We start from the raw sequence: 23,203 nt of genomic DNA on the forward strand, positions 1-23,203 counted from the left end.
AAAAACGGTGTTGGAGCCACCGGCAATTATTCGTGAATGGGACGAATGAGACGCCAAAATATCCCCCTGACGAGCCAGAGGAATACCATCGGCTTTTACACTGGCAGCGCCCGAAATAATTGGCGTTGCTTGACAATCATCATGCGCCGTACCGATATCACCTATTTTTACCGCATTACCCATATTCTCCTCCTCATATTTCACCAGGTTAAAAATAATTAGTCCTTAAACTGGAACCAAGGTGACGATGATCTCTTTAACTCCTGAAATAACAGTTTCTCAGCCCGAATATGCCCCGGCTCACCGATATTATTCAATATACGTTTATAGCGGACAGGCGATTCTTCAACAGATCGGTATCTTTGTGAAAAGAATAATTTTAAGATCCCCCGGATACTGTGATCATCCGTGATACCGATATTTTTTAATTCGGTAATCAGGGCTCGGATATAACCAACGTAATCAAATCCCTCAATAACTTCCCATTCGATAATTAATGCCACTAATGTCTGTACATAACGCTCAGCAAAAGCAGCATCAATTTTTTCCAATTGTTCTGGCGTAATCGACAATAGCTTTCTTTTATTACTGGCACCTTGTGGGTATTGTTCTCTGGCCGCGAGAAAATCATGGCATTGAATATTGCCCTGATAATCAGTGGCAATTTTATCTATCGGCCCCATAAAGCAGTGAATTTCCCAGTCACTGAGTACGTTGAGAAAATCCCAGATATTACGCGGATCATAAAACCGGAAGAAGACCGGTTTATCCTGACCGGGTAATAATACTTGTAAATGCTTACGCAGATGCCGACGTAATGTTTTCATGTCCGCCTGAGTACTCAAGTAAATTCCCCAGGGGGTTTTCCACTCTTCCAAGTAGAGTTTAAATTTTTCTGTTACCTCCACTAAATAAGGCGCAACCTTAAGTAATTCAGGCGATAAAGATTCATCGTAAAGACAAGTGTAAGGGGGCTTAAAATGCCCCAATATAAGCAGCAACTTCGATTCTGTTGCAGCGTCAACGACAGCATAAAGTTTTTCTTTAACCATTGTGACTTTTCTCCATCGGACAATGTGCAACAAACATTGAACCGGCATGAGCGGCACTTTGCAAAATAGCCGGATTAACCGGTTGTAATAAGACGCCGGGATTACCCCCCGAATTCAGGTTAATAGACGACCCCTTAATATCCACACCACCCGCATGAATGACAATAAAATTACTGCCCACTTTCAGGGTGATTTTGCCGCCGCTTGTTACGGTGATGTCATCACTGGTATCGATACTGAATACGCCCTGTATTTTCTGTATCACATCGCCTTTAACCTGCAAGGCTTTGTCACCGTCAACCTGAGCAATATAATCACCGGTGGTTTTATGTTCCTGTTGTCCCTCAACGGTCACTTTGCGGTTATTGGCAATTACCAGTTCGTCATCATGTCCAATCGTGGTGGTGCGGTTGTAATTAATTTTCTCATCCCGGGAATTGCGCACCTGGATCGCCAGATTTTTCTGCGCATGAATAAACACCTCTTCCCGGTCTTTTTCATCCTCAAACCGCAGTTCATTAAACCCCTCGCCTTTATGGGTTTTTGAACGAATTGACATCTGGGTTTTTGCTATCGGCAACCGGTTCGGCACAATATTGCTGGCATGATAGGTGCGCCCAATAATAATCGGCTGGTCCGGGTCACCATGTAAAAAATCCACCAGCACTTCCTGACCCACACGCGGAATGGCAATCATGCCCCAGCGCTGGCCAGCCCATGCCTGGCTGACTCTGATCCAGCAGGAGCTGTTATCATTAAATTTGCCGTATTCGTCCCAGGCAAACTGCACCCGTACCCGCCCATACTCATCACAAAAGATCTCTTCCCCTTCCGGGCCAACCACCGTCGCAATTTGCAAGCCGTCAATGCGCGGTTTCGGGTAAGGTGACGGACGCCATACCCGATTACAATCACCAAAGGTGAAGCTGTTGGTTAACGTGGTCCCTGTCTCACCAAAACGGGATTCATCGGCCTGCGGTTGCCTGCCATGGTGACTGATTTCAATCACTTGCCAGAGAACATTAAATTTCTCTTTCGGGTGATCGGTAAGCGTAAACCCCGAAGCCGCCGAAAGGGCAAAACAGTCACTTTGCCCGTGACCGAGCATGGCGTCACGGCGAAGAGCTTCCAGACGATATTGACTGATCCGCTGTCCTGATTCGTCTTTATAGCGCCCGGGAAAATCGTAGTAATAGTAACTGTGCAGATCTGAGCGTTGATGGTTAAGCTGACGTTCGTGATAGAAATATTCAGCCGCCCAAACGGGATTTTTAAAGGTACGATCGCGCAAAAAAACACGGGCAATGCCAACCTGTTCACGCCAGCGAAATTGATTGATACTGCATTGGCTTCCTGTCGCATCCCATCCGGGATGATAAGGCAGTGAATGGTTGCCGTTTGTTCGATAGGAATCAAAAAAAACCACTAACGGTTCATCCGGCTCCTGGTTGAACGCAAAGTAATAAAATATCCCTTCATCCGCCAATAAGCGCTGGAGAAACACCAGGTCGCTTTCATCATACTGAACACAAAATTCCCGCTCAGGATGGTCATATCGCAGGTTACACACGAAGTTCCTGACACCATTTTCTTTCAGCAATTTTCCAACAATATCGGTCACCGACTGGCGCTGAAAAATACGGGAATTAACCCGTAATCCCGCACGCCATAAACCCGGATGCAGGGTCAGGGAATAATGACTGCGATGACGACCGGTCGTGCTTTGTTCAAACAGCGTCACAATGCCGGTCACACTGCGCTCCGGTTGTCCGTCGCGATAAACGGTCAGTGTGGCGAAATTATCCAGCACATCAGCAAAGTCAATATCCGGGTCAGCGCTGGTTAACGTGGCTTCCAGGCAGAATAACGTTGACAGTGCTTCATTCAGGGTAAATTCAACCACAGCAAAAGTTTGCGCCGGGAGATTACCTACGGTGAGGGTAAAAACCCGTCCTGGATCTGCCATTATTGACCTCCTAACTGAGCGAGGTTGACGCTCAGGAAATGAAAGAAATTATTAACCGCCATCGGTTTAGTTAATAACCATATAAATGGGAGAATAGAAAAGGGAAGAAATAAAACACTTATTTTGTTTTAATAACAGAATTTTATTCTGTAAAAATGAGTTTTTTTGCGAGATGTGACAAATAACGATAAGAAATTTAATGGGTTAGAATTAACTGCCTCAATGTGATTAAGCAGGATCGCTGACCTGAACCCGCGATAAAACACAGTAGCAGACCTTTAGCACTTCTACATATATCGCACCTTACCAATACCACATAACGCTATTTAATCTGAGATTTTCTTAGATAATGTCGTCATAAACGCAAAAAATAAAGCTAACTAACCCGAATTCTGGATAAGAAATTGACGTGAAGCCTGTTCCTGGAGCAATGTTTTGGTGCACACCTAAACAGCTCCGGGGAGGAACAGGCCATGGTTTACGCCGACAAGGATTATCTCAGCCAGGAACTCGCTGACGATTTAGCCAAAACCGGGATCACCTTTATCACTAAAAAACGCCGTAATATGAAAGCCCACCGCCTTGCTGAATGGGATAAGATAATGTTATCAAAACGATTTATCATCGAGACGAGCAATGGGCAATTAAAAACCCTTTCTCAAATAGAGCATTCGCGCCACCGAAGTATAAAAGGATTTATGTTGACCGTGTTAAGCGGTTTGATTGTTTACTGTCTTAAATGGAAGAAGCCATCACCGAATGTTTTCTATTCGGAAGACGATTTTTCAGTGACGGCTTAAACAGAATTCGGGTTAACTAAATGCACATACCATTTATTACGCTAAAATAGCCATTTAAATGAAGACAAAACAAAAAACTATTAACCTATTAACCCGTAAAACAAATCTCTTTTTAAAAAGTAAAAACTTTTTATTTAAAACTGTGCTTTGAGAAATCTGTAACATCAAATCCAACCTCAAATACGTGGCTTGAATTCACAATGACCATTACTCTGCAAGCACAAGACATTCATGTTGTAACGATCATTCATAAACCCAGAAACTTCACAAATTTCCGTCACCACTCGTCCCGGTTCCGCCACTATCTTTTCTATCACTATCACCAGATTCACACTCTTGGCGATCATCCAACCGATCGTCTCAGACGTGAAACTCTGCGCGGCTTCATCTTCATAAATGTAATGCGAAAGTTTTTGCAGCCCCTCCTCAGATGAGTTGGCATGTATTGTTGTTACACCTCCAGGGTGCCCGGAGTTCCAACTCTTGAGCAATGTATAGGCTTCACCACCGCGAATTTCGCCTACCACGATGCGGTCCGGACGCAAACGCATCGTCGTCCGCAGTAAGCGGCGCATATCCACATCCTTACTGGTTTGTAACAGTGCACGATTAGCATTGTTAAGCTGCAATTCCATCGTATCCTCAATCGCCACGATACGGTCACTCGGGCATTGCAGACTAATCTCATGCAAAATAGTATTTGTCAGCGTCGTTTTCCCGCTACCGGTACCGCCAACGATCAAGATATTCTTGCGCATAACTACAGCTTCACGAATTGCCTCAATCGGGTGCTCAAAGCTGCGTTTGTGGATCGCTAGCCCGGAAGTCTGCCGCATGGCGGTAGCGCCTATCGGCTTAATAATGCCGCTTTTCCGGTAATCAGACAGCAATAATACAACGGGAGAGTGTTTGCGAATGGCGATAGCAGGCGCATTTGCCAACGGAGGCAGTACGCCGGCAATGCGGGCGCGGCCCAACGGGAATTCACCTTCAATCAGGCCCATATCGGTACCAATAGCCGATTTTTGCAATGAAGCAGAAATAAGCAAAATCCGCTTCGCCGCCTCTGACGGAAAATCGGATTGAGCTTCATTCATGCTCTGGTTATGCAATTCAATCCACAGTTTTCCATCAGGATTAATAATGATTTCTATCACATTCTTGTCATCAAGCGCTTGAAGGATAATCGGTCCGCAAGCCTGTCTAAGCTCATCCAGCATTTCCTTACGGCATGTACCATCCGCTCCCTGACCTTCACGGGTTTCAGTTTCAATGTCCTGTCTGATTTTCATCGTTAATCCCAATATTAGGCAGATGGTAAAGATAGCGACTGTTCAATGGCATTTTCAATGCCAGACACCGCCGTGACGACCAGCATCAACATGCCACCAATCATCAGGATCGAAGCCAGCAGGAATCCACGGGTGACTATCTGAACCTTGACTATCGTTTCATCCAGCCAGTGCCGGGCAAACTTCGCCATCGACTGATCAAAACCCTGCAACCGTGACAATAGCCTCAGATAACTGATCGCCTCGTTATCGGGAAAACGATAACCCGTATCGCGCAACGCCTCGCCAAAACCAGCCCCCATTGAAATATGTTCAAGCGTGGCAGCAATACGTACATACAACCAACGCGAACCCGCCTGTTCCAACAGCAATTCCAGCGCCGATTGCAACATCATCCCTGAGCGGATTAGCAACGATACATTCAGTATGAACATGCTGCCATGAATAGTTCTGTACAGTGACCACGGTGGAAACCGGTCAAGGACTGTTCGCAACCGCCCGCCCAAAAAAGACATTGATAATGACAATAGCACTATCAATATCACCAGAAATATCAGCGAATACAGCCCATAGTCATTGACAAATGTTCCCATCACATAAAGGGTATAAGCGGCACCATCCCAAGTTTCCGGCTTAGAAACAGCCGCCAGTTTGGGAACCAAACTACCCGCCACAATGTGCAACAAGGCGCATATCATCCCAATCAGCACCGCCGGATAAATAGAGGCACCGATAACCGCATTGCGGATCTTACTACCCGCTTCGATCATGGCGATCGCATCCATGAAAGCACTATGTATGTCGCCGGAGCGCTCGCCCGCAGCAATCACCGCGACTTCATTAGGTCCAATCCATTGCTGCAAGCTCTCTGCCAAAGTGCTGCCCTGGCTCACAGATTCATAGCAACTACTCAAGACCAACGCATAACCACTGTTGGGTTTCTGGCCTTCATCGCTGGCGATGTTATACATCTCGTGTAACGCATCAATCAGCATGACACGATTTTCCAGCATCATAATAAGATGCCCATAGAAACGAACCCGCGCTTTTTTACCGAACTGTATCTTCACCATTCGATAGTTCAGTCTTTCAACAAAATCGGTCAGGAACATGGTGTTTTACTCCATTTGATGGATCGTGGGGATAATCGGCCCCATTACGCGTTCTCCAGCACGAGGATCGATGATTCCGTCATTTATTTTGCGAATAAGCGCGTCAATCTTGCTTAAGCCATCCATCTCCGTAATCCAATACCGGGTTGCTGCGTGATGATGACCGGTTCGATAGGCTTGCATTAAGCCCGGAGAAGTGTGTACCACTTCAGCGACTACCGTTCGCCCCATAATGCCGCTCTGCTTGCAATAATCACAGCCTTCCCCCTGTAAGCAAACCGATTCCGGCCGGCAATAAAGATTCAGCCGTTTTAACAGACGCTCGGAGACTTCCTGTTCATGCCCTTGTAAGGAAACTTTGCAATGAGGACATAACACCTGAACCAATGATTGACTGACTAAACCAATCACCAATCGCGGATCCATCAACAGTGATTCCATTACCGCCTCATCCTGCAAACGGGGCAGGATCGCTAAAGCATCGTTTGCATGTATCGTGGTCCAAATGAGATGGCCTGTCATTGCGGCGCGGAACGTCATCTTTGCGGTAACCGCATCACGTATCTCGCCGACCATGATCACATCGGGATCGAGCCGCATAGCATCAGCGATTGCCATTGCCCATTCTTGTTCAACAACCACGCTATCACCACGATCGCCGGTTATGGGCGACTGGTTAGCGCCTTCAATCTCATATTCAGGTGGATCTTCAAGCGTGAGCAAATGAATCCCCGCTTGTTCAGCTATCAACTTCTGCATCACAACTTTCAGGGTAGTGCTCTTGCCGCTGCCAGTCGCACCGGACAAAAGGACAACCCCGGCCCGATGGTCCATCAGCTCTTCCAATATCTGACACTGTTCCGGCAAATAGCCAAGATCGCTCAAGGTGCACACCGTACCGGGACTATCCGCATACAGCAACCTCAGTACCATTAACATGCCACGATCAAGCGGACGGGTATTAATCCGCGCCCCAGAAAGCCCGCATTCGGTAAGAAATTCATCCTTCATGCGCGCACGCTGTGCCTGCATCGGCTTAAAAGTCGGCTCTGCCACGTCACACATACTTTGGTAAATCGTCGCACACAGTCGTAATCCTTCTTCCGGACGCAACTGCTCCACCGGCCGCAAATAACCATCAATACGACACCGGATCTCACAATAATTATGGCGAGCGACGATATGTAAATCCGATGCTCGCTCCTGCGTGGCTTCACTGATTAAGCGAATGATATAACGCTGAACATCGGACTCAGTGCCTCCCAACCCATGGCTATGGTGATGACTCTTGCTGAGACGGTACAACTCCAATATGTTCCCCATCCCACAGGTGACTATCTGATAAATGAAACCGTGTCTTTTAACCGTTTCCTCATAAGCCAGTACATGGGGATCGAGCCGGTGAGAGGCGGACACAGCAAGCACGCATTGCCCCTGTTGCTGAGGTAACTCAATAAGACATATCAAACTGCGATTCGCCAACTCTATTTCAAGTGCGCCGCTCAAGGCGGATAACACTTTCGCCCCCTGCCTGACCATACACAGCAGATCGGAACTTGTTATTACCATAGGAATTTCCACCTATCAGCAATTAACGACTTAACGGCAACGGCGGTGCAACCATTAAATCCAGACTATCCAATAACGATGCATCATTCGTCGCAGTTAGTCCCACATCATAAAATCGCCCCTGTTTGGTAAAAGTGACCACTCCGTTATTAATGCGGATAACTTGGTAACCATTCGGTAACCGATCACCGGCTTTCACATCCATAATGCCTCCCGAACGAAACCGCAGCGTGGCAATCAGAGCATTGCTGCGCCCAAAGATTGACTTAACTAAAGGCAGATCATTATTAGCCGCACCGCTTTTATTCACGACGCTGGAAATTTTATCGAGTTCAGCCTGCGCATTTGCTCTAGCCGTCTCAGCTTTAAGTAGCATCACCTCGGTCTGTAACTTTGCCAATTGTTCAGCAACACTGTCAGTCGTTGCTGTCGGCAATGCCGGTTTCTGCACAACGGGTTTTGCCTGAACCGTCGAGATCTCAGCAGGTGATGTTTGTGCATATGCCAGGGAAAATACCGACACCACAAAGACACGGATCATAAACTGACTAATTTTTTGCATAGAAAACTCCACTAAGCTCCCACTGAGGAAAACCATCAGATAACACAATTCTGGCACTGGTGACCCTCAATCCAGGGAGTGGCTTACCTGAAAACAAAGCATCTGGCGGTAATTGAGAAGAGAGCGTCCAGCTATAAGTCTGCCAGTCAGGGTTAGCCCACACATGAGTCTCTCCTTCTACCGCAGGAGGAGGGGGTGGCAGAACAGAAGCGCTTTCAGTTAAAACCGGAGGCGGCAAACCCAATGCCTGGAAATAAGACATTAACCCAATCAGCGCCTGATCTGACGACGGCAATGCGTCGTCGTCGCCTTCCGGCAGATCCTCACTCTGCTGATTGAACGGTATTAATACTTGTGCCTGCTCTCCCCCATTGGAAATCACAGGGCCAGACCGGAATATATTGATAGCAGCAACCTGAAAAATATTGATCGGCATCCCTTCATGACGCTGGTAGCTCACGGAAACCGTATCCGTATCCAGGAGAATGGATTCAACCTGCCAACCAGCAAGGAATAAGGGAACCCTGGCTAAGGCTCTCTTCCATGCGGAGAACTGCCATTCCATTCGTGGCTGTGCAAGCCACGGATGCGGCGGTGGAATTTCCACTTCATTGGGTAAATCCGGGATGATCAATACCGTATTCTGCTCATAAATGTGCCACCCCCACCAGCCGCCGACCAGCAAAAGCACTAAACCTGTGATCATGCCAAAGAGCTTAATTTGATACTTCGACATTTCACCCGTTAAACTTTCTAACTGACCGACAGATTTCTTCAGTGCGGATTTCGGCAACAACTGTGCCAACGGCATCTCCGGCCACAACGATTCAAACTCTTTCGGCGCATAAATCGCATTCCATACCCCGTTAGCTCCCTCTACCAACTGGACCGTATCACGCAACTTCGCTTCGATCTCTTCGCGGGGTCCGATCAAGTCACGCCCAGCCATGATTGCGCCCTGATGTACCGCGACTAACGCATAATGCCCATCAGACAAACGAAACGCCCCTATCCAGTTAGGTTTATCTACCACTTTGGCAAGGGCCGCGGCCAATGAATAATCACCCGGCACCCCAGTCTCCTTTGGTATATAACCGACCTGAATACCTTGCCCGACACGATGCCGGACAACCAAGGTAAACCCCGCCGCAATCCCATTTCTGCGCATGTTAGAACGCGCTAACCCAGTTACCGGTGGTCGCCAGATGATGCCGGCCACCAGAGTCTTACCATATAACTTGATTTGCATGACGTGCTCCACGTCTGTCTCTGTCTTGGTCAACTTTCAATCTACCACTATAGGGGTAATCATGACCACGATCACATTATGATTTGTTTTACCCTCGCGACTCCCTCCCAGAATCTGATTATCCGGGCTGCCCAAACCACTGCGTTCACTGGTATCCGACTGTTGCTCGAATCCTGACAGCACCAGGGTTTCACCTGAATGCAGCCGCACCTTCTGACTGAATGCACGTAAATCTATTGTCGGCAATTGCACCTGACCGGTCTCTTCCTTGCCAAATTTCGCCAGCTTTTTCAAATCGCTCAAACTAATGTTGTATTGCAACAATATTTGCTTGTCGGCCATGGCATAAGGCAGCATCAACATATTAAAACCGGTCGTCACTGTCGCGGGTTCAATCCCCACCGAAGTACCGATTTGTGGTGTCAGCGTGCTAGAAATTGATGAAACATAACCGGTCTGGGTTGCCACCTGCATCGGTACCGCCTGCAAATTCAATGTGGTAACCGAGGGTTGCGTCACTATGGATACTTTGCCTTGAGCCGATAACGCCTTAATCAGCAAAGTGCTGTCACTGAATGGTCCTTTGAGAATGTGGATATTGGTATTGATACTTCCCTCATCAATCACACTCGAGTTCTTATCACCCAATCCTATGTGAGCGCTTTTATAAGCCAACGACCAATCGACACCATACTGATCATCCCGATCAAACGTCAGATTAAGGATCTTGACATTAAGCACCACCTGCGTAGTCAGCAATTTATTCTGCTGATCAATATAATCCTTAACTCTGTCGAGTATTTCAGGTGAGTCGGTTACTGCCAATGATGCTGTTGCCATAGACAAAGTTAGATTACCTCCATCCGGCGTTAGCATCCCTGACACTGTTTTTTGGATCTCATCCATCACTGAGCGTGTCAAAGAAGTCGCAAGGGTTTGAGTACTACCGCTGTTACCACTATCAGTCCCACCGGCTCCACCACCGAACGTCGCACTGGTCGTCGCGGTCACGCTGGAAGACAACGCATCTGTACCCGGCAATGCATATATTTGAAACACCCGCGTCTCTGTTTTGAAAATATACACTGCGCCATTATGTACTTTCCAATGCAACCCTGATGATAAAATGACTGAATCGAGCAAACCCGCCAGAGATCCATGCCAATTGACATTGATTTTCAACGCTTCCGGTTCACTACCTTCAGAGACTGACTGTGTACCTGAATTGACAACCACCACTCCCCGCTCACTTCCCTTTTCACCCGATGACGAACTGGGATACGCCGCAAGCCGTGCATCAGCACTGATCACGACCGATACACCGCAAATGCGTTTGACCTTGCCGGCAAATTCATTCAACGTCATCGGCTCTGCTTCCTGCAAGGTCAAGTTACAGGAGACAGTTTCACTCTCCTTCTTCGATGGGATCTCCTTGGTTGACACCCAATAACCATGCTCATGAACATGTACCGCAGTGGTGGCGGCACTATTGCGTAATCCCTTAATAATTTCGGTCGCATTCGCCATCTCAGTATCCGCCTGATGATCGACTTTGTTGATTGCCGCACAACCTGACAGACCCGCGGCTATGCAAGACAACAATATCAATCTGGGAAACGTCAAAAACTGGATATACATGTTATTACCCCTGAGCTTGTACATGAACAAGCCGCTGTTCCTGATAAATATCAACAGTAAAAGGACGGTTCGCCATCGTGTAAGCGTCGAATAGCTCACTCATCGCCTGAATAAATGTCCCCTTAAAATGCAGGCCAGCCCGGATCGGAAAATCATAAGAGGCATCCCATACCACTTCATAGCCGGACCTACTCGCCCATGCTTGCGTAACATCACGCAGAGTTTGCCCCGGAGTTGCTGTCCACTCCGCAGCCAAAGGAGCCCGCGTTGGCACAGGTGTTGCGTAAACGGCGACATTTGATAGACAAACAACAGCCGTAAAAACATATGCGATTATTTTGTTCATGAGATCTTTCCAAAGAAAAAGAAGCAGACAAAAAACTTACTAATCAGTCAGTTAGATGAAAAATCCATTTACCGAACAGCAATTACAGTATTTCCACCAGCGCGCCGTCAGACACAAATTTCCGGACACCATCGGGTAATTGTCTGGCAAGCAGGCTGCCTATTCGTTTTCCCCTGCCATCGATCAGCCTGGAACCGTTCTTGAAACCGATCTGATCGGGTTCCGCCCCCCATCTCAGCAATTCCGCAAAAGCGCCATGTAGCAACACATTGTCACCGTAGCTGATATTTTTACGGAAAATATAGACATGTGACCCTGAGATAAATGCTCCCCAGAGACACTTACCAGAAACGTTGTCACACCAAGCATCGGTGTTCACCCACTCCATGTGCATCGCAGTCAATACCTGCCGCATCTTCCGACGGCTGACCTCTCCCTGAGAATGATGATGAAGCAATTGCTCACTGGCTGAAGCATAACTACGAAACAACGCAGCCACATCCGTTCTGGCACGCACCGATTGCACACGGACTTCATACAATAACTCGCCAAAAATCAGTTGCATAAAAAATACGATGACGATCCCAACAATAGCTAATGACCACATTTTTGTTCTCCTGCAAGTTAAAGACAGCAGAAATTCACTAAACCAAATTCATTAATTCCAAATTCATCAATTCCAAATAACAAGGCGCACGGGATGCGCCTGATCATCCGTTAGCATTTCCCAAATAGGATCGCTGTTTTTAGAAGAGTGAAACACGCTGGTAATGTTATATTTGCGGTGCGGCCCGGCAATGAATGTCACAGCACAAGTCCCGGCATTCTGTAGGTTTATATTGGTACTGCCTTCCAGATAATCCGTCAATCCAGAACTCTGAGAAACTATAGGTAAATCAAATGGTTGACTATTGCCATTTTTATCCGCTTCATACACTGCTAATACGCAACGCATATGATAACCATCAGAAAGCGGTGGCGTGGAGGCGGTGACTGGCACCGAAGAATCCGAATTATTGAAGAAAGGCTGACTGTTTGCCTTACCCCCACTGCTAACATAAGAGGTCGCTATCTCCCCCGTCAATTCAGGTTTCACCCCCGCCGCAGACCAATAGCCGCTGCCGATGACCGTCTGTTTCGCAAACAACCTCCTGCCGCCTCCGGTAGCCTCTCTCCATTGCAAAGCCGGAATACGGGCGCTTATTTGCTGACACACCAACAAATCTCCCTGCTTACTCATGGATACACTACCCAACGCCGGACAATCACCACCGGCAACGCTTCCGGTTTTGGTGTTTATCACTAAATTGTTGCCGACAACCACATCCTTATCTGCATGAACATCACCAACGGCCAAGGTACCTTTCTTATTAGAACTGGCGTTACCATCCAGGATAAACAACGTACCATGCGCCGGATTGACAACCATTTCCCCATCATCACCTTGCGCGACATAAGATTGTTTTTCCTGAAAATGGGAAGAAAAAGCCATCTTATTCACACCATTAACAACACCAGCACCTTGCATCGACAGCGTATCCACCTGATCGAGTCTATTGCCGCCCATATTGATGCTGGTTTCCATCCGATTCCACTCAGGATGAGCGTCTATCTTTTGTCGGTGAAGCAAATCACCGGCTAATGTACCTGGCCCATAGGTTGACGCGTCCCGGATGAACGGAGCATAAAAAATGCGTCCGATTTCATTAGGTTGCTCATGGAAAAAACCGGCAAAAGATTCAGGCGCATTGACCTGACCATAGCTGTTCCAATAAGTAGCCGGATTATGGCTGTCACGATCCCTGTAATCCAGGTAGAGACCGCCAACACCAATCAACTGCGCGATTTTCATCGAATGACCCGCAACATCCGGCGGCTTGCCGTCAGCCATTGCCGGAACGGTGTAAATCAACGGATCAATGCGTTTCTTGCCATTAGGCAACATGACAACACGTAATACGCCATCATATTTCTGACCCAGCGGATTGACCGTATTTTGGTCCAGTCCCGGAGGTAAATAGGGGAGCATCTCTGCCCAATTGATAGATGCCGGAGTGGGCCCCTGACTTAAAGCGGTGTAATTATCATTCACATAATCCACCACTGCATCGCCTAGATGCTGGATCTGCCCGGCAACCACTTGATTAACCAACATATCACTCTGCCTGTTCAGATAAACCACACCAACCACCATCATTGACGCGAGCACCATCAGTGCAACCGTCACTTCCAGTAAAGTGAAACCGGCATTACGGCGACGTATTGTTAATATGGACACAGATTCATCATGCATAAATAGCCCTTCTTAAAAGTATGAACATTTATTTCATCCGATGAATTCTTTACCCAAAAGAGATCCCACCCAAGAGCGCTGCGCCGAGCTCATATCCGGCTATCTATGGAAAAACGCCACAATTAATCCAGCCATCGCCAAACCTGGCCCGAAAGGTATCTGTGGGACCGTTTTAATTTTGCGTCGCCAGCGGATCACCAGATAAGTTATCAGCGTAAACTCTGCCGCCAGCAAAACCACTGATGGAAGCGCTTCCACCCCCAACCAGGCACCCAGCGCCGCCAGGAATTTGGCATCCCCCATTCCCAATGCATCACGTTGAGTCAATTGCCGGGCGACCCACTCAACCAACCTGAAAAACAGATATCCACAAGCCGCGCCACTCACTGCCAAAGGCAGTGCCACAAATCCGGTAGATTGCAGATTGAACAGCAGCCCTAGCCACAACAAAGAAAGTGTCAGTTGATCAGGCAGCAACATATATTCGAAATCAATGACTGCCAATGCCACCAACAGCGAACTGAACACCAGCAACCCCAACAGCGAATAGCTCCAGCCCATATCTAAAGCCAGCAAGGAAAAAAGCACCGCTACCGTTCCCTCAACCAGCGGATAACGTATTGAAATCATCCCGTTACAATATCGACAACGCCCTTTCTGATATACATAGCTCAACAGCGGAATATTATCGCGGACCGCTAACGCATGACTGCAACGTGGACAATGCGAACCAGGAAAACAGAGGTTAAAGCCAACCGCCTCATGATTGATTTCAGAGAAAATCATGATCGGCAGACGGCAGATCACCACATTCAAAAAACTGCCGACACACAATCCCAGTAACCCCGACGCCAGGACCAAACACCCCACAGAAGATTGCAGCCACCCTATTACCATGATGATCTCCCGACACATTTAGCGCGAAACGCGCCCCATTCAGTAAGGAAAATAAGCAGTGAGGAAACACCAACAAAACCAAAGCAGACCGGTCATTTTCCTGCACCACAGCAAGTGTAGCTTGAGAAGTCTTCAATAAGACGACCAAGCTACACATCACATATAGACTTAATAGACCTAACTGGCAGAAACAAACGTCACCGTATTAGCATCATTGGCATTACATGCGGTATTAATCTGAGCCAAAGTTGAATCCGGCTTAATTTCCGTGGCCGACTGTTGCCCCTTCCCGCCACCACCACCACCGACGGTCATTTTCGACCAACCCGCCACGCGCAACTTCAACGAAAGTTGCTGGCAAGCCTCATCAGGCACATTCTGATACTCAATCTTAAACGTCTGAGCGGTAGCATCTCCCGGCGAAATAAGCACCTTGCCATTCCAGCTATTAAAAATAATCCCGCTGGTCCCATCCTGAGTCATATTGGCCGGAACAACCTTATAATGGATGGCAATCTTGTTATCCAAGCTGTCATAACCTTTAGCGCCGTTTTTAATTGATTTCAAATTTGCGGCCATCTGAGTAATATTCGACGACTCTGTTGAAATTTCCGACGCTCGGAACAACTTACCAATCCCCGCTGCGGCTGCGGCCAAAATCACAATGCCAACAATCATCACAACCAATGCTTCAATCAGCGTAAAGCCCGATTGATGCTTGGTTCTGAGTAACACACTGACTTTCTTATTCATGCTGATAACTCCAAAATCAAAATGATAGACGCGCTACAACGCGCGACTTCAGAACTGCCGCCTGAACTGAAAACTCACATGCTTACAAAAATAAATAAAACATATACGTTATAATCACATTAATCAAAATATTTATAAAATTTAAATATTTCGAATTGAAATAAATCTTATGCGTTATAATTTGAAAAATAAAATTGTTTAAAACGTTCAAAAATAATACTATCGATCGTTAAAAACTATCAAATATATTAATTTCCATCGTGAGTGTCGATTAAAATTAATGATATAGCTCATTAAAAAACCAAAGGATTTTATTCTGTCAATTAGTTAGAAATGATTATTTATAAATATTTTTAATTTATTTAGCGGTGTTGTTGTTAAGCGTTACTGTTGTGACGTATCTGTCACAGATCACATTTTGGTGAAAATGGGGGGTGAGATATTTTCCTATTATCGGCAGATAAAACCCACCAACTTAATGCAGGAAAAACCGTTGAGCAGGATTTTGAAGCCACCAGAAACTCGTCAACTGCCAAAAATGATGTTTGAAATTTTCTATGACTAAAAAACAACCCCTATCCTTTCAATAGGGGTTGTCAACAGTCTGAGATATCAATTTGCTATCGATACCTTTCTTTGCAGATTATTATCACCGACTAAAACGCCACCAGCAAAAAGCAAAGCATCTTCAGGTAACAATTCACTTTTATCATCTGTTTTTTCTAACACGAAATTATATACGTCTAACGGATCTGTGTTTCTCAATTTAACTGAGCTAAGAGTAGTTTGACCATCACGTGTATATATTGTATCACCAGCCTTAAGTTCATCGGCTTTGACTATTCCTCGTAATCTTTGCCTTACATGCACCACCAGTCTCACGTCCAATCAACGACAAATCCGCGCCTATTGATAACCTATTGGTTCCCTTAGGCTTTTTATTCTCATCAATCAGAAAGTGGATCTAATAACAGAGCCAGATACAGAAAATAAAGGGTGCTTATAAGGGATTCAGAAAATCAAGTCTTTTAAAAAAAGGAGTTCAGGTACAAAATGATGCTATTGATTTGTTGGAATCAGACGTCATTAGATATAGTAAGTTGCCCGATAAATGGAAAGTTCCCGATCAGGGATTTGAACTAATGACGGAAGGAACCAGTGATGGTCGGTTTGAAAACATTTATAAGTTACGTACTGATAATGCCGGTGTCAATATGCAGACAAACTATTATATTAAACAATACGGAGATTTCTGGCAGGTACGTTGGGATAATGATAACCGAACATGGAGGATAATGAACCCGGCCAATCCTGGTAGATTTAATTATGCAATTCCCGTTAAACGAGATAATAACGGGCTCTGGATTAAACATTCAGATGTTGGTTTAAGAGGTGGTGCTCTGCGGAGCAAATCGGCACCAAAACATATACAGAATATCGAGAAATCCCAAGCTAAAAGTATTAGAAATTTAATGTCGGATGCAAAAAGTAAGGCAATAAGAACATTAGAAAATAGTATAGAGACAATTGGGAAGAAGGAGCCAGAAACGATAAAAAAAGTGAACCGTGTGTTTGATATATTCCTTGGTGATCATTCTGATGGAGTTAAAAATAAAATAATGGAAAAATTAGAAGATCAAATCTCCTTTTTAAAAAAATTAAGCACAAATGATAATACTTTATATTCAGGGGGCTATGATAGTGATAAACCTATTACGATTCTTCAAACTACAGATAATTCTGCCGCATCTTCATATTTCCAAAAAAGAGAACCCATATTGACAGTTTATGCAAATGCTCTCGTTGATGGAAATAGACGGCTGGGTTATTTTGAGGATAAATTTAAAAATTTTATGTCTACTGCATTAATACATGAAAGTTATCATGCAATTAATCAATATGCGCCAGATATTGCTTACGCTAGAGTAAAAGATTCCTCACTGGATATATCTGATATTGTAAAATTATCAGAGCCTAAGCTTAGAGGAAGAGAAAATAATGAAATTATGTTAAAAGAAGGATTAACAAAGGAAGAACTTAGCAATAAATTAGAATTTTCAAATAAGAGAGTGCTAGAAAATCCCGATAACACCTCATATATGACAACTCTTATCAGCTATATCGACAATAATGATCCTCTGTATTTCGACTTTATTAAAAACTACGAAAAATGGAAAGAAAATACAGAATTGCCATTATTATGGAATTTTGAAGGGAATACAGCAGGTAAACCGTTAGTACTTAAAAATACCGATCTTGGTGAGTTAAGACACGGTAATATAGCACCTTTGATAGAAAAAGGTTATTATCAGGAAATAAGATCCATAATATTGGCCTTAATTTTGATTATATAAGAAATGACAAGGTTGTAAGTGCCATGGAGACTGCTAATCGTTTTTCAATGGATGATATTACTCACGTTACAGATAATTTACACGGAGTTTTAAGTACACGGAAGCACTAATAACCCAAGATTAGGGCTAGCTTATGCTCTCATCACAAAAGATGCTGGTGAAATTAAAATAAAATCTTATTCAGAAGATCTGTCATTTCCACCTAATAAAAAATTTTATAAACTAAGTGGAGCAGAAGTTTTGTTGCTGCCTAAATAACATTTAAAAATAATAGATCATCTGAATGGAACTCAGTCCAATTTTTGCGTTCTGAACATCCAAGATTAACAAAAATATAAGTAATCGATATTTTGACGAGGAGGGATTATTATTATGCAAATGCAAGTTAAAAACTGATTTAAATGAATGGCTTTCATAAAGTAATTATTGTAAATATAATGTTTTTTCTCGTTTTTCCTTTTCTGATATTTTATTCTTTAGGCTCTTCTATATAATGCATTCAGTAAAGATTTGCCTGAGGAAATCTGAGACAATGTTTTTTGTAACTTGGTAGAAATACTATACCTTGGCAATGAGTAGTAATAACTACCTGATAAGACAGAGAAACAGATTGTGGCAAAGAAAGAAAAACGGCCTCACCATGACGCGCTATTCAAGCATTTTTTAACGCAACCCGAAACGGCCAGGGAATTTTTATCCCTTTATCTGCCCGAAGAGATCCAGTTGTTGTGTGATTTAGCCACATTGAAACTGGAGCCCGGCAGTTTTGTGGATCGGCATTTACGTCAACTGCACAGTGATGTGCTCTACTCGGTTGAAACGGCCCGGGGACAAGGTTATATTTATTGCTTGATTGAACATCAGTCCACCCCTGACCCGTTGATGGCCTGGCGGCTGATGTATTATGCCATGTCAGCTATGGCGGCCCACCTGAAAAAAGGCCATACTGAACTCCCTTTGGTGGTGCCTCTGCTGTTTTATCATGGGGAAGTTCAGCCATATCCTTACACAAACCGGTGGCTGGATTGTTTTACGCTCCCTGAACAGGCTGCCCGCTTATACCGTCAGGCGTTTCCGTTGGTGGACGTCAGTGTGCTCAGCGATGAAGAGATCCTGACGCATAAAGGGGTTGCCCTGATGGAACTGGTGCAAAAACATATTCGTTGCCGGGATATGCTGGAATGGGTCCCCCAATTAGTGAAACTCCTGAATGCAGGGTATAATACAACCGAGCAGCGCAATGTGGTGTTACGCTATATTTTACTGAATGGACATACGCTGGATCTCTCCCAATTTGTCCATCAACTGATTGAACAATCTCCGGAGCATGAAACGATGTTGATGACTATTGCAGAACAGCTTGAACAAAAAGGGCTTGAGCGAGGTATTGAACTAGGCCGAGAGAAAGGTAAAGTGGAAACGGCTCGAGCCCTATTACGGCATGGCGTGAGTTTGGACATTATTGTCACCAGTACCGGACTGAGCCGGGATAAAATTGAAGCGTTAAAGCATTAAATTAATCTTCTCTTTTACAATAAAATGCCGATTTCAAAATCGGCATTTTTGTTCTTATTTATACCCTATGGATTTCAAGATGCATCGCAACGGCAAGGGAGTGAATCCCCAGGAGCATAGCAAACTATGTGACCGGGGTGAGCAAGCGCAGCCAACAAAGAGGCAACTTGAAAGATAACGGGTATATAATAGATGTATTATCTGTCGCCCTAAAGAAACAATCCAACTTCAAACATGATTTCATTTTATCTATTTGTTACCACCGTAAAAAATCTATTTTACTAGCACCGCAATAAAACTATCTTTTCTTTTACTAACCGGAAGAGATACTTTCCCTCTTATATCATCAAGCTTACTTCTCCTATAGCGATTTGTATAATCATACTTACCTATCGATTTTTTATCATCAATTGATCGATAAAATATAAAATAATTATCCATTCATAATTTTCCTATCACTAAAACCAAATAAAACTGCGTTAATACCTAAAATGGGTAACCCCTGCCATACCAATTAATAATTATCACCCATTAATAATTAATATTCCCCTTAAAGATTCATTAATTATAATCATGACGCTTTATTAAGAACGATTTAAATAATCGCCAAGTAAACTTTTTCAGCACAAATAATAACCTCTACGTCAGGTTGCTGCGGTAGCTATACCCATAGCTCAATGCCAGAAAAAACAAAGCAATAACACTCTGTTTATCTTTTCAACGTAAATAACTAATCAAGGAAAAAATTATGGCTACAACTCCAGAACAAATCGCTGTTGATTATCCGATTCCTGTTTACCGGTTTGTTGTCTCAATCGGTGATGAAAAAATCCCTTTTAACAACGTTTCCGGACTCGATATTAATTATGATGTCATCGAATATAAGGACGGCACCGGTAATTACTATAAGATGCCGGGTCAACGTCAGGCGATCAATATTACCCTGCGTAAAGGTGTCTTCTCCGGTGATACAAAACTGTTCGACTGGCTTAATTCCATCCAGCTTAATCAGGTTGAGAAAAAAGATATTTCAATCAGCCTGACTAACGAAGCCGGTACTGAAATTTTAATGACCTGGAACGTGGCAAATGCTTTCCCAACCTCTTTAACCTCTCCTGCTTTTGATGCCACCAGCAATGAAGTTGCTGTTCAGGAAATTAGCCTGACAGCCGATCGAGTTACTATTCAAGCGTCTTAAGTTTTTAAGGTTCGCTTTATAAAGCTGTTTACTCAAAATATTGCACAATAATTGGAGGCAATATGCCAACAACACCAACTTATCCCGGCGTCTATATTGAAGAAGATGCCTCACCCGCACTCTCTGTCCGTTCCGGTGCAACAGCCGTGCCTGTTTTTGCCGTTGCCGTCAGCGACGATAAAAATTCATTTGTATCAGATGATGCACCCGCCCGTATTAATAGCTGGTTAGACTATCTGGCACTCACAAATAGGCAATTTGATCCTACCAATACACTTGATATTGCACTGCGCGCCTATTTTATTAACGGCGGCGGATATTGCTATCTCATCAGAACCGAAAATTTAGCAAAACAAGTTCCAAAACTCGACGATGTCACATTGCTGGTGGCTGCCGGAGAGGAGATCAATGAGGTTGCGGGGCAACTCTGTAAACCGGGCAAAGGCTTATTCGCCATTTTTGATGGTCCAAAAGATCAAATAACTTCGGACAAAAAACCAGATGATGTCCTCAAATCTTATACTGCCACTGCTTATGGCGCAGTTTATTACCCTTACCTGACCGCTGAATGGGGAGAGAAGAAAGCCTCCGTTGATATTCCACCCAGCGCAGTGATGGCCGGTATTTATGCCAGTGTCGATAACAGCCGGGGAGTCTGGCAAGCACCGGCCAATGTGGCGATTCAAGGAGGATTGCAACCTAAATACCCGGTAACCGATGATCTGCAAGCACAATATAACCAAGGTAAGGCGCTGAATATGATCCGTACCTTTCCTAAAAGCGGCACGTTGGTTTGGGGAGCCAGAACCCTTGAGGACACAGATAACTGGCGTTATATCCCGGTTCGCCGTCTGTTTAACAGCGCAGAGCGGGATATTAAAAACGCCATGAACTTCGCGGTGTTTGAGCCCAACAGCCAACCCACCTGGCAAGCCGTCCACCGGGCTATCGATAACTATCTCTATGCCCTCTGGCAACAAGGCGGGTTAATGGGCAATAAAGCCGAACAAGCTTACTTTGTTCAAATCGGTAAAGGCGTCACCATGACCGATGATGATATCAAGCAGGGCAAAATGATCGTCAAAGTGGGCCTGGCCGCTGTTCGCCCAGCCGAGTTTATTATCTTGCAGTTCACACAGAACATCGCTCAATAATCGGAGGCAATATGCCAACAACACCAACTTATCCTGGCGTCTATATCGAAGAAGATGCCTCACTGGCGCTTTCTGTCAGTCATGGAAATACGGCAATCCCCGTTTTTATTGGCCGTTTCTCACCCCAAAAAACCAGTACCACGCCACAAGTAACTCGCGTTAGTAGCTGGCTGGATTTCACTCATCAGTTTCATGTGGGTTGTGTTACGTCAATAGTCATTAAATCAACCAAATCTACTGTAGAACCTGAAAAACCGGTAGAACCTGAAACAGCCGAAGGCAATGCAGAAGTCAAGAACGATACAGAAACAGAAGTTGCTGCTGCGGTAAAAGCCGCTCCCCATGCGGAAGATAAAGAACCCGGTTACACCTACGAGGTGACTGTCGGTACCTACACAACAAGCAGTGATGCTTTAAAACTTTATTTCCAAAATGGCGGCGGTCCTTGTTATATCCTGCCAATTGCCGATTTGGAAAAAGAGACTAAAACTCTGGCTTTAATCCCTGAGTTAATTAAGCAGGCTTTGGACATTACATTGATCGTTTGCCCTGAACAGGATCCTTCTTACCAAAGTACGATATATAGCAACCTGACCCCTTTATTGGATGCCGGATATTTTCTTATCGCCGACAATCAGGATAAAACAACCGCAATCAGCGTTAACGTGCAATCACAAACCGCAACGTATTATCCCGCAGTGAAAGTTTCACAGCTTCTTCAAACGGAAGATAGTCTTGTCGCAGTTTCAGGCTATGAAGATGCAACAACACAACCAGACAAAATCACTAATCTGACACAACTCAAAGAGAAGAATCCGGGTGTCTATCAACAGGCTGTTGATGCAATACAGAACATAAGCAACATTATTCCTGTCAGCGTAGTCATGGCGGGCGTGTATTGCGCCACTGATGCCAGCCGTGGCGTCTGGAAAGCACCGGCGAATGTTGTTCTCAGCGGTATTAGTGATGTAGCGGATCGACTCACGGAAGATGAGCAAGGTACCATGAATCAAAAAGGTATCAATGCTATTCGCTATTTCAGCAACAAAGGTTTTGTCGTCTGGGGTACGCGTACTCTGCAAGATGATGACAACTGGCGCTACATTCCGGTTCGGCGTTTATTTAATAGCGCAGAACGGGATATCAAGCAGGCAATGCGATTTTCTGTCTTTGAACCCAATAGCCAGCCCACTTGGGAACGGGTTCGGTCAGCCATTGACAACTATCTCTATCAACTCTGGCAACAAGGCGCGCTGGCCGGTAATAACCCGCAGGAAGCCTATTTTGTTCAGATTGGTCAGGGTATCACCATGTCCGATACTGACATTAAACAAGGGAAAATGATCGTCAAAGTGGGGATGGCGGCGGTACGTCCGGCAGAATTTATTATCCTGCAATTTTCACAAAATGTAGCACAGTAACCGTACTGAGACGCGGTTAAACACCGCGTCTA

General features: G+C 45.0%; 21 protein-coding genes and 1 pseudogene. 6 read left to right on the forward strand and 16 right to left on the reverse strand.

From position 1 onward, the window contains the following. The 3 genes from ACGF7G_RS11430 to tssI form a co-directional block, all read right to left on the reverse strand. The coding region (locus tag ACGF7G_RS11430) for a hypothetical protein (RefSeq protein WP_387465571.1) at positions 1-183 on the reverse strand (183 nt) is incomplete at its 3' end. A 35-nt stretch (positions 184-218) separates the two neighbouring features. Next, on the reverse strand, positions 219-1,052 hold the full coding sequence (locus tag ACGF7G_RS11435; RefSeq protein WP_387465573.1) for a DUF4123 domain-containing protein: 834 nt from the start codon (positions 1,050-1,052) through the stop codon (positions 219-221). Next, positions 1,045-3,018 (reverse strand): type VI secretion system tip protein TssI/VgrG, encoded by a 1,974-nt coding sequence (gene tssI / locus ACGF7G_RS11440; RefSeq protein WP_387465575.1) that lies wholly within the window; start codon positions 3,016-3,018, stop codon positions 1,045-1,047. The genes ACGF7G_RS11435 and tssI overlap by 8 nt, the downstream gene beginning before the upstream one ends. Positions 3,019-3,494: 476 nt before the next feature. Between tssI and ACGF7G_RS11445 the strand changes: the two are divergent. Beyond that, positions 3,495-3,818, forward strand: a pseudogene (locus ACGF7G_RS11445) (transposase); the annotation flags it as partial. 176 nt (positions 3,819-3,994) lie between these two features. On the opposite strand, the gene ACGF7G_RS11450 reads toward ACGF7G_RS11445, so the two are convergent. The 12 genes from ACGF7G_RS11450 to ACGF7G_RS11505 form a co-directional block, all read right to left on the reverse strand. After that, positions 3,995-5,110 (reverse strand): ATPase, T2SS/T4P/T4SS family, encoded by a 1,116-nt coding sequence (locus ACGF7G_RS11450; RefSeq protein WP_387465577.1) that lies wholly within the window; start codon positions 5,108-5,110, stop codon positions 3,995-3,997. A gap of 14 nt (positions 5,111-5,124) precedes the next feature. Further along, positions 5,125-6,222: a type II secretion system F family protein gene (locus tag ACGF7G_RS11455; protein ID WP_387465579.1), complete on the reverse strand. Its 1,098-nt coding sequence runs from the start codon at positions 6,220-6,222 to the stop codon at positions 5,125-5,127. 6 nt (positions 6,223-6,228) lie between these two features. After that, entirely contained in the window at positions 6,229-7,791 is a 1,563-nt protein-coding gene (locus ACGF7G_RS11460; protein WP_133814593.1) for a GspE/PulE family protein, read from the reverse strand. Positions 7,792-7,813: 22 nt separating this feature from the next. Next, entirely contained in the window at positions 7,814-8,353 is a 540-nt protein-coding gene (gene pilP, locus ACGF7G_RS11465; protein WP_387465581.1) for a type IV pilus biogenesis protein PilP, read from the reverse strand. Further along, the gene (gene pilO2, locus ACGF7G_RS11470; protein ID WP_387465583.1) at positions 8,340-9,602 is read right to left on the reverse strand and encodes a type 4b pilus protein PilO2; all 1,263 of its coding nucleotides are present in this window, start codon (positions 9,600-9,602) and stop codon (positions 8,340-8,342) included. The genes pilP and pilO2 overlap by 14 nt, the downstream gene beginning before the upstream one ends. Before the next feature lie 36 nt (positions 9,603-9,638). Beyond that, positions 9,639-11,240 (reverse strand): PilN family type IVB pilus formation outer membrane protein, encoded by a 1,602-nt coding sequence (locus ACGF7G_RS11475; RefSeq protein ID WP_387465585.1) that lies wholly within the window; start codon positions 11,238-11,240, stop codon positions 9,639-9,641. Between the two features lie 4 nt (positions 11,241-11,244). Next, positions 11,245-11,586, reverse strand: a complete 342-nt coding sequence (locus ACGF7G_RS11480) for a toxin co-regulated pilus biosynthesis Q family protein (protein WP_387465587.1) — start codon at positions 11,584-11,586, stop codon at positions 11,245-11,247. A gap of 82 nt (positions 11,587-11,668) precedes the next feature. Beyond that, complete coding sequence (locus ACGF7G_RS11485; protein WP_387465589.1) at positions 11,669-12,193, reverse strand: hypothetical protein; 525 nt, start codon at positions 12,191-12,193, stop codon at positions 11,669-11,671. A gap of 66 nt (positions 12,194-12,259) precedes the next feature. Further along, positions 12,260-13,879 carry a shufflon system plasmid conjugative transfer pilus tip adhesin PilV gene (gene pilV / locus ACGF7G_RS11490; protein WP_387465591.1) on the reverse strand — a complete coding sequence of 540 codons (1,620 nt, stop codon included), beginning with the start codon at positions 13,877-13,879 and terminating at the stop codon, positions 12,260-12,262. A gap of 99 nt (positions 13,880-13,978) precedes the next feature. Then, positions 13,979-14,776, reverse strand: a complete 798-nt coding sequence (locus tag ACGF7G_RS11495; RefSeq protein ID WP_387465593.1) for a prepilin peptidase — start codon at positions 14,774-14,776, stop codon at positions 13,979-13,981. A gap of 177 nt (positions 14,777-14,953) precedes the next feature. Beyond that, a complete protein-coding gene (locus ACGF7G_RS11500; protein ID WP_387465595.1) occupies positions 14,954-15,529 on the reverse strand; it encodes a type 4 pilus major pilin in 576 nt (191 codons plus the stop codon). 612 nt (positions 15,530-16,141) lie between these two features. After that, a complete protein-coding gene (locus ACGF7G_RS11505; protein ID WP_387465596.1) occupies positions 16,142-16,399 on the reverse strand; it encodes a hypothetical protein in 258 nt (85 codons plus the stop codon). Positions 16,400-16,671: 272 nt separating this feature from the next. On the opposite strand from ACGF7G_RS11505, the gene ACGF7G_RS11510 reads away from it, so the two are divergent. Next, on the forward strand, positions 16,672-17,883 hold the full coding sequence (locus ACGF7G_RS11510) for a hypothetical protein (RefSeq protein ID WP_387465598.1): 1,212 nt from the start codon (positions 16,672-16,674) through the stop codon (positions 17,881-17,883). Between the two features lie 612 nt (positions 17,884-18,495). Beyond that, a complete protein-coding gene (locus ACGF7G_RS11515; protein ID WP_387465600.1) occupies positions 18,496-19,398 on the forward strand; it encodes an Rpn family recombination-promoting nuclease/putative transposase in 903 nt (300 codons plus the stop codon). 273 nt (positions 19,399-19,671) lie between these two features. On the opposite strand, the gene ACGF7G_RS11520 is transcribed toward ACGF7G_RS11515, so the two are convergent. Beyond that, on the reverse strand, positions 19,672-19,839 hold the full coding sequence (locus ACGF7G_RS11520) for a hypothetical protein (protein WP_387465602.1): 168 nt from the start codon (positions 19,837-19,839) through the stop codon (positions 19,672-19,674). Positions 19,840-20,146: 307 nt separating this feature from the next. Between ACGF7G_RS11520 and ACGF7G_RS11525 the strand changes: the two genes are divergently transcribed. The 3 genes from ACGF7G_RS11525 to ACGF7G_RS11535 all read left to right on the forward strand — a co-directional run bounded on the left by ACGF7G_RS11525 (position 20,147) and on the right by ACGF7G_RS11535 (position 23,171). Then, positions 20,147-20,596, forward strand: a complete 450-nt coding sequence (locus tag ACGF7G_RS11525) for a phage tail protein (RefSeq protein ID WP_387465604.1) — start codon at positions 20,147-20,149, stop codon at positions 20,594-20,596. A gap of 62 nt (positions 20,597-20,658) precedes the next feature. After that, on the forward strand, positions 20,659-21,750 hold the full coding sequence (locus ACGF7G_RS11530) for a phage tail sheath family protein (RefSeq protein ID WP_387465606.1): 1,092 nt from the start codon (positions 20,659-20,661) through the stop codon (positions 21,748-21,750). An 11-nt stretch (positions 21,751-21,761) separates the two neighbouring features. Next, positions 21,762-23,171 (forward strand): phage tail sheath family protein, encoded by a 1,410-nt coding sequence (locus tag ACGF7G_RS11535; RefSeq protein ID WP_387465608.1) that lies wholly within the window; start codon positions 21,762-21,764, stop codon positions 23,169-23,171. The last annotated feature ends 32 nt before the right edge of the window (positions 23,172-23,203 follow it).

The organism is Photorhabdus sp. RM323S, assembly GCF_042879375.1.
GTDB lineage: Bacteria > Pseudomonadota > Gammaproteobacteria > Enterobacterales > Enterobacteriaceae > Photorhabdus > Photorhabdus tasmaniensis.

Coding starts and splice junctions, on each gene's coding strand:
- ACGF7G_RS11435 (WP_387465573.1), bottom strand. CDS start 1,052: ATGGTTAAAGAAAAACTTTATGCTGTCGTTGACGCTGCAACAGAATCG.
- tssI (WP_387465575.1), bottom strand. CDS start 3,018: ATGGCAGATCCAGGACGGGTTTTTACCCTCACCGTAGGTAATCTCCCG.
- ACGF7G_RS11450 (WP_387465577.1), bottom strand. CDS start 5,110: ATGAAAATCAGACAGGACATTGAAACTGAAACCCGTGAAGGTCAGGGA.
- ACGF7G_RS11455 (WP_387465579.1), bottom strand. CDS start 6,222: ATGTTCCTGACCGATTTTGTTGAAAGACTGAACTATCGAATGGTGAAG.
- ACGF7G_RS11460 (WP_133814593.1), bottom strand. CDS start 7,791: ATGGTAATAACAAGTTCCGATCTGCTGTGTATGGTCAGGCAGGGGGCG.
- pilP (WP_387465581.1), bottom strand. CDS start 8,353: ATGCAAAAAATTAGTCAGTTTATGATCCGTGTCTTTGTGGTGTCGGTA.
- pilO2 (WP_387465583.1), bottom strand. CDS start 9,602: ATGCAAATCAAGTTATATGGTAAGACTCTGGTGGCCGGCATCATCTGG.
- ACGF7G_RS11475 (WP_387465585.1), bottom strand. CDS start 11,240: ATGTATATCCAGTTTTTGACGTTTCCCAGATTGATATTGTTGTCTTGC.
- ACGF7G_RS11480 (WP_387465587.1), bottom strand. CDS start 11,586: ATGAACAAAATAATCGCATATGTTTTTACGGCTGTTGTTTGTCTATCA.
- ACGF7G_RS11485 (WP_387465589.1), bottom strand. CDS start 12,193: ATGTGGTCATTAGCTATTGTTGGGATCGTCATCGTATTTTTTATGCAA.
- pilV (WP_387465591.1), bottom strand. CDS start 13,879: ATGCATGATGAATCTGTGTCCATATTAACAATACGTCGCCGTAATGCC.
- ACGF7G_RS11495 (WP_387465593.1), bottom strand. CDS start 14,776: ATGGTAATAGGGTGGCTGCAATCTTCTGTGGGGTGTTTGGTCCTGGCG.
- ACGF7G_RS11500 (WP_387465595.1), bottom strand. CDS start 15,529: ATGAATAAGAAAGTCAGTGTGTTACTCAGAACCAAGCATCAATCGGGC.
- ACGF7G_RS11510 (WP_387465598.1), top strand. CDS start 16,672: ATGACGGAAGGAACCAGTGATGGTCGGTTTGAAAACATTTATAAGTTA.
- ACGF7G_RS11520 (WP_387465602.1), bottom strand. CDS start 19,839: ATGGATAATTATTTTATATTTTATCGATCAATTGATGATAAAAAATCG.
- ACGF7G_RS11525 (WP_387465604.1), top strand. CDS start 20,147: ATGGCTACAACTCCAGAACAAATCGCTGTTGATTATCCGATTCCTGTT.
- ACGF7G_RS11530 (WP_387465606.1), top strand. CDS start 20,659: ATGCCAACAACACCAACTTATCCCGGCGTCTATATTGAAGAAGATGCC.
- ACGF7G_RS11535 (WP_387465608.1), top strand. CDS start 21,762: ATGCCAACAACACCAACTTATCCTGGCGTCTATATCGAAGAAGATGCC.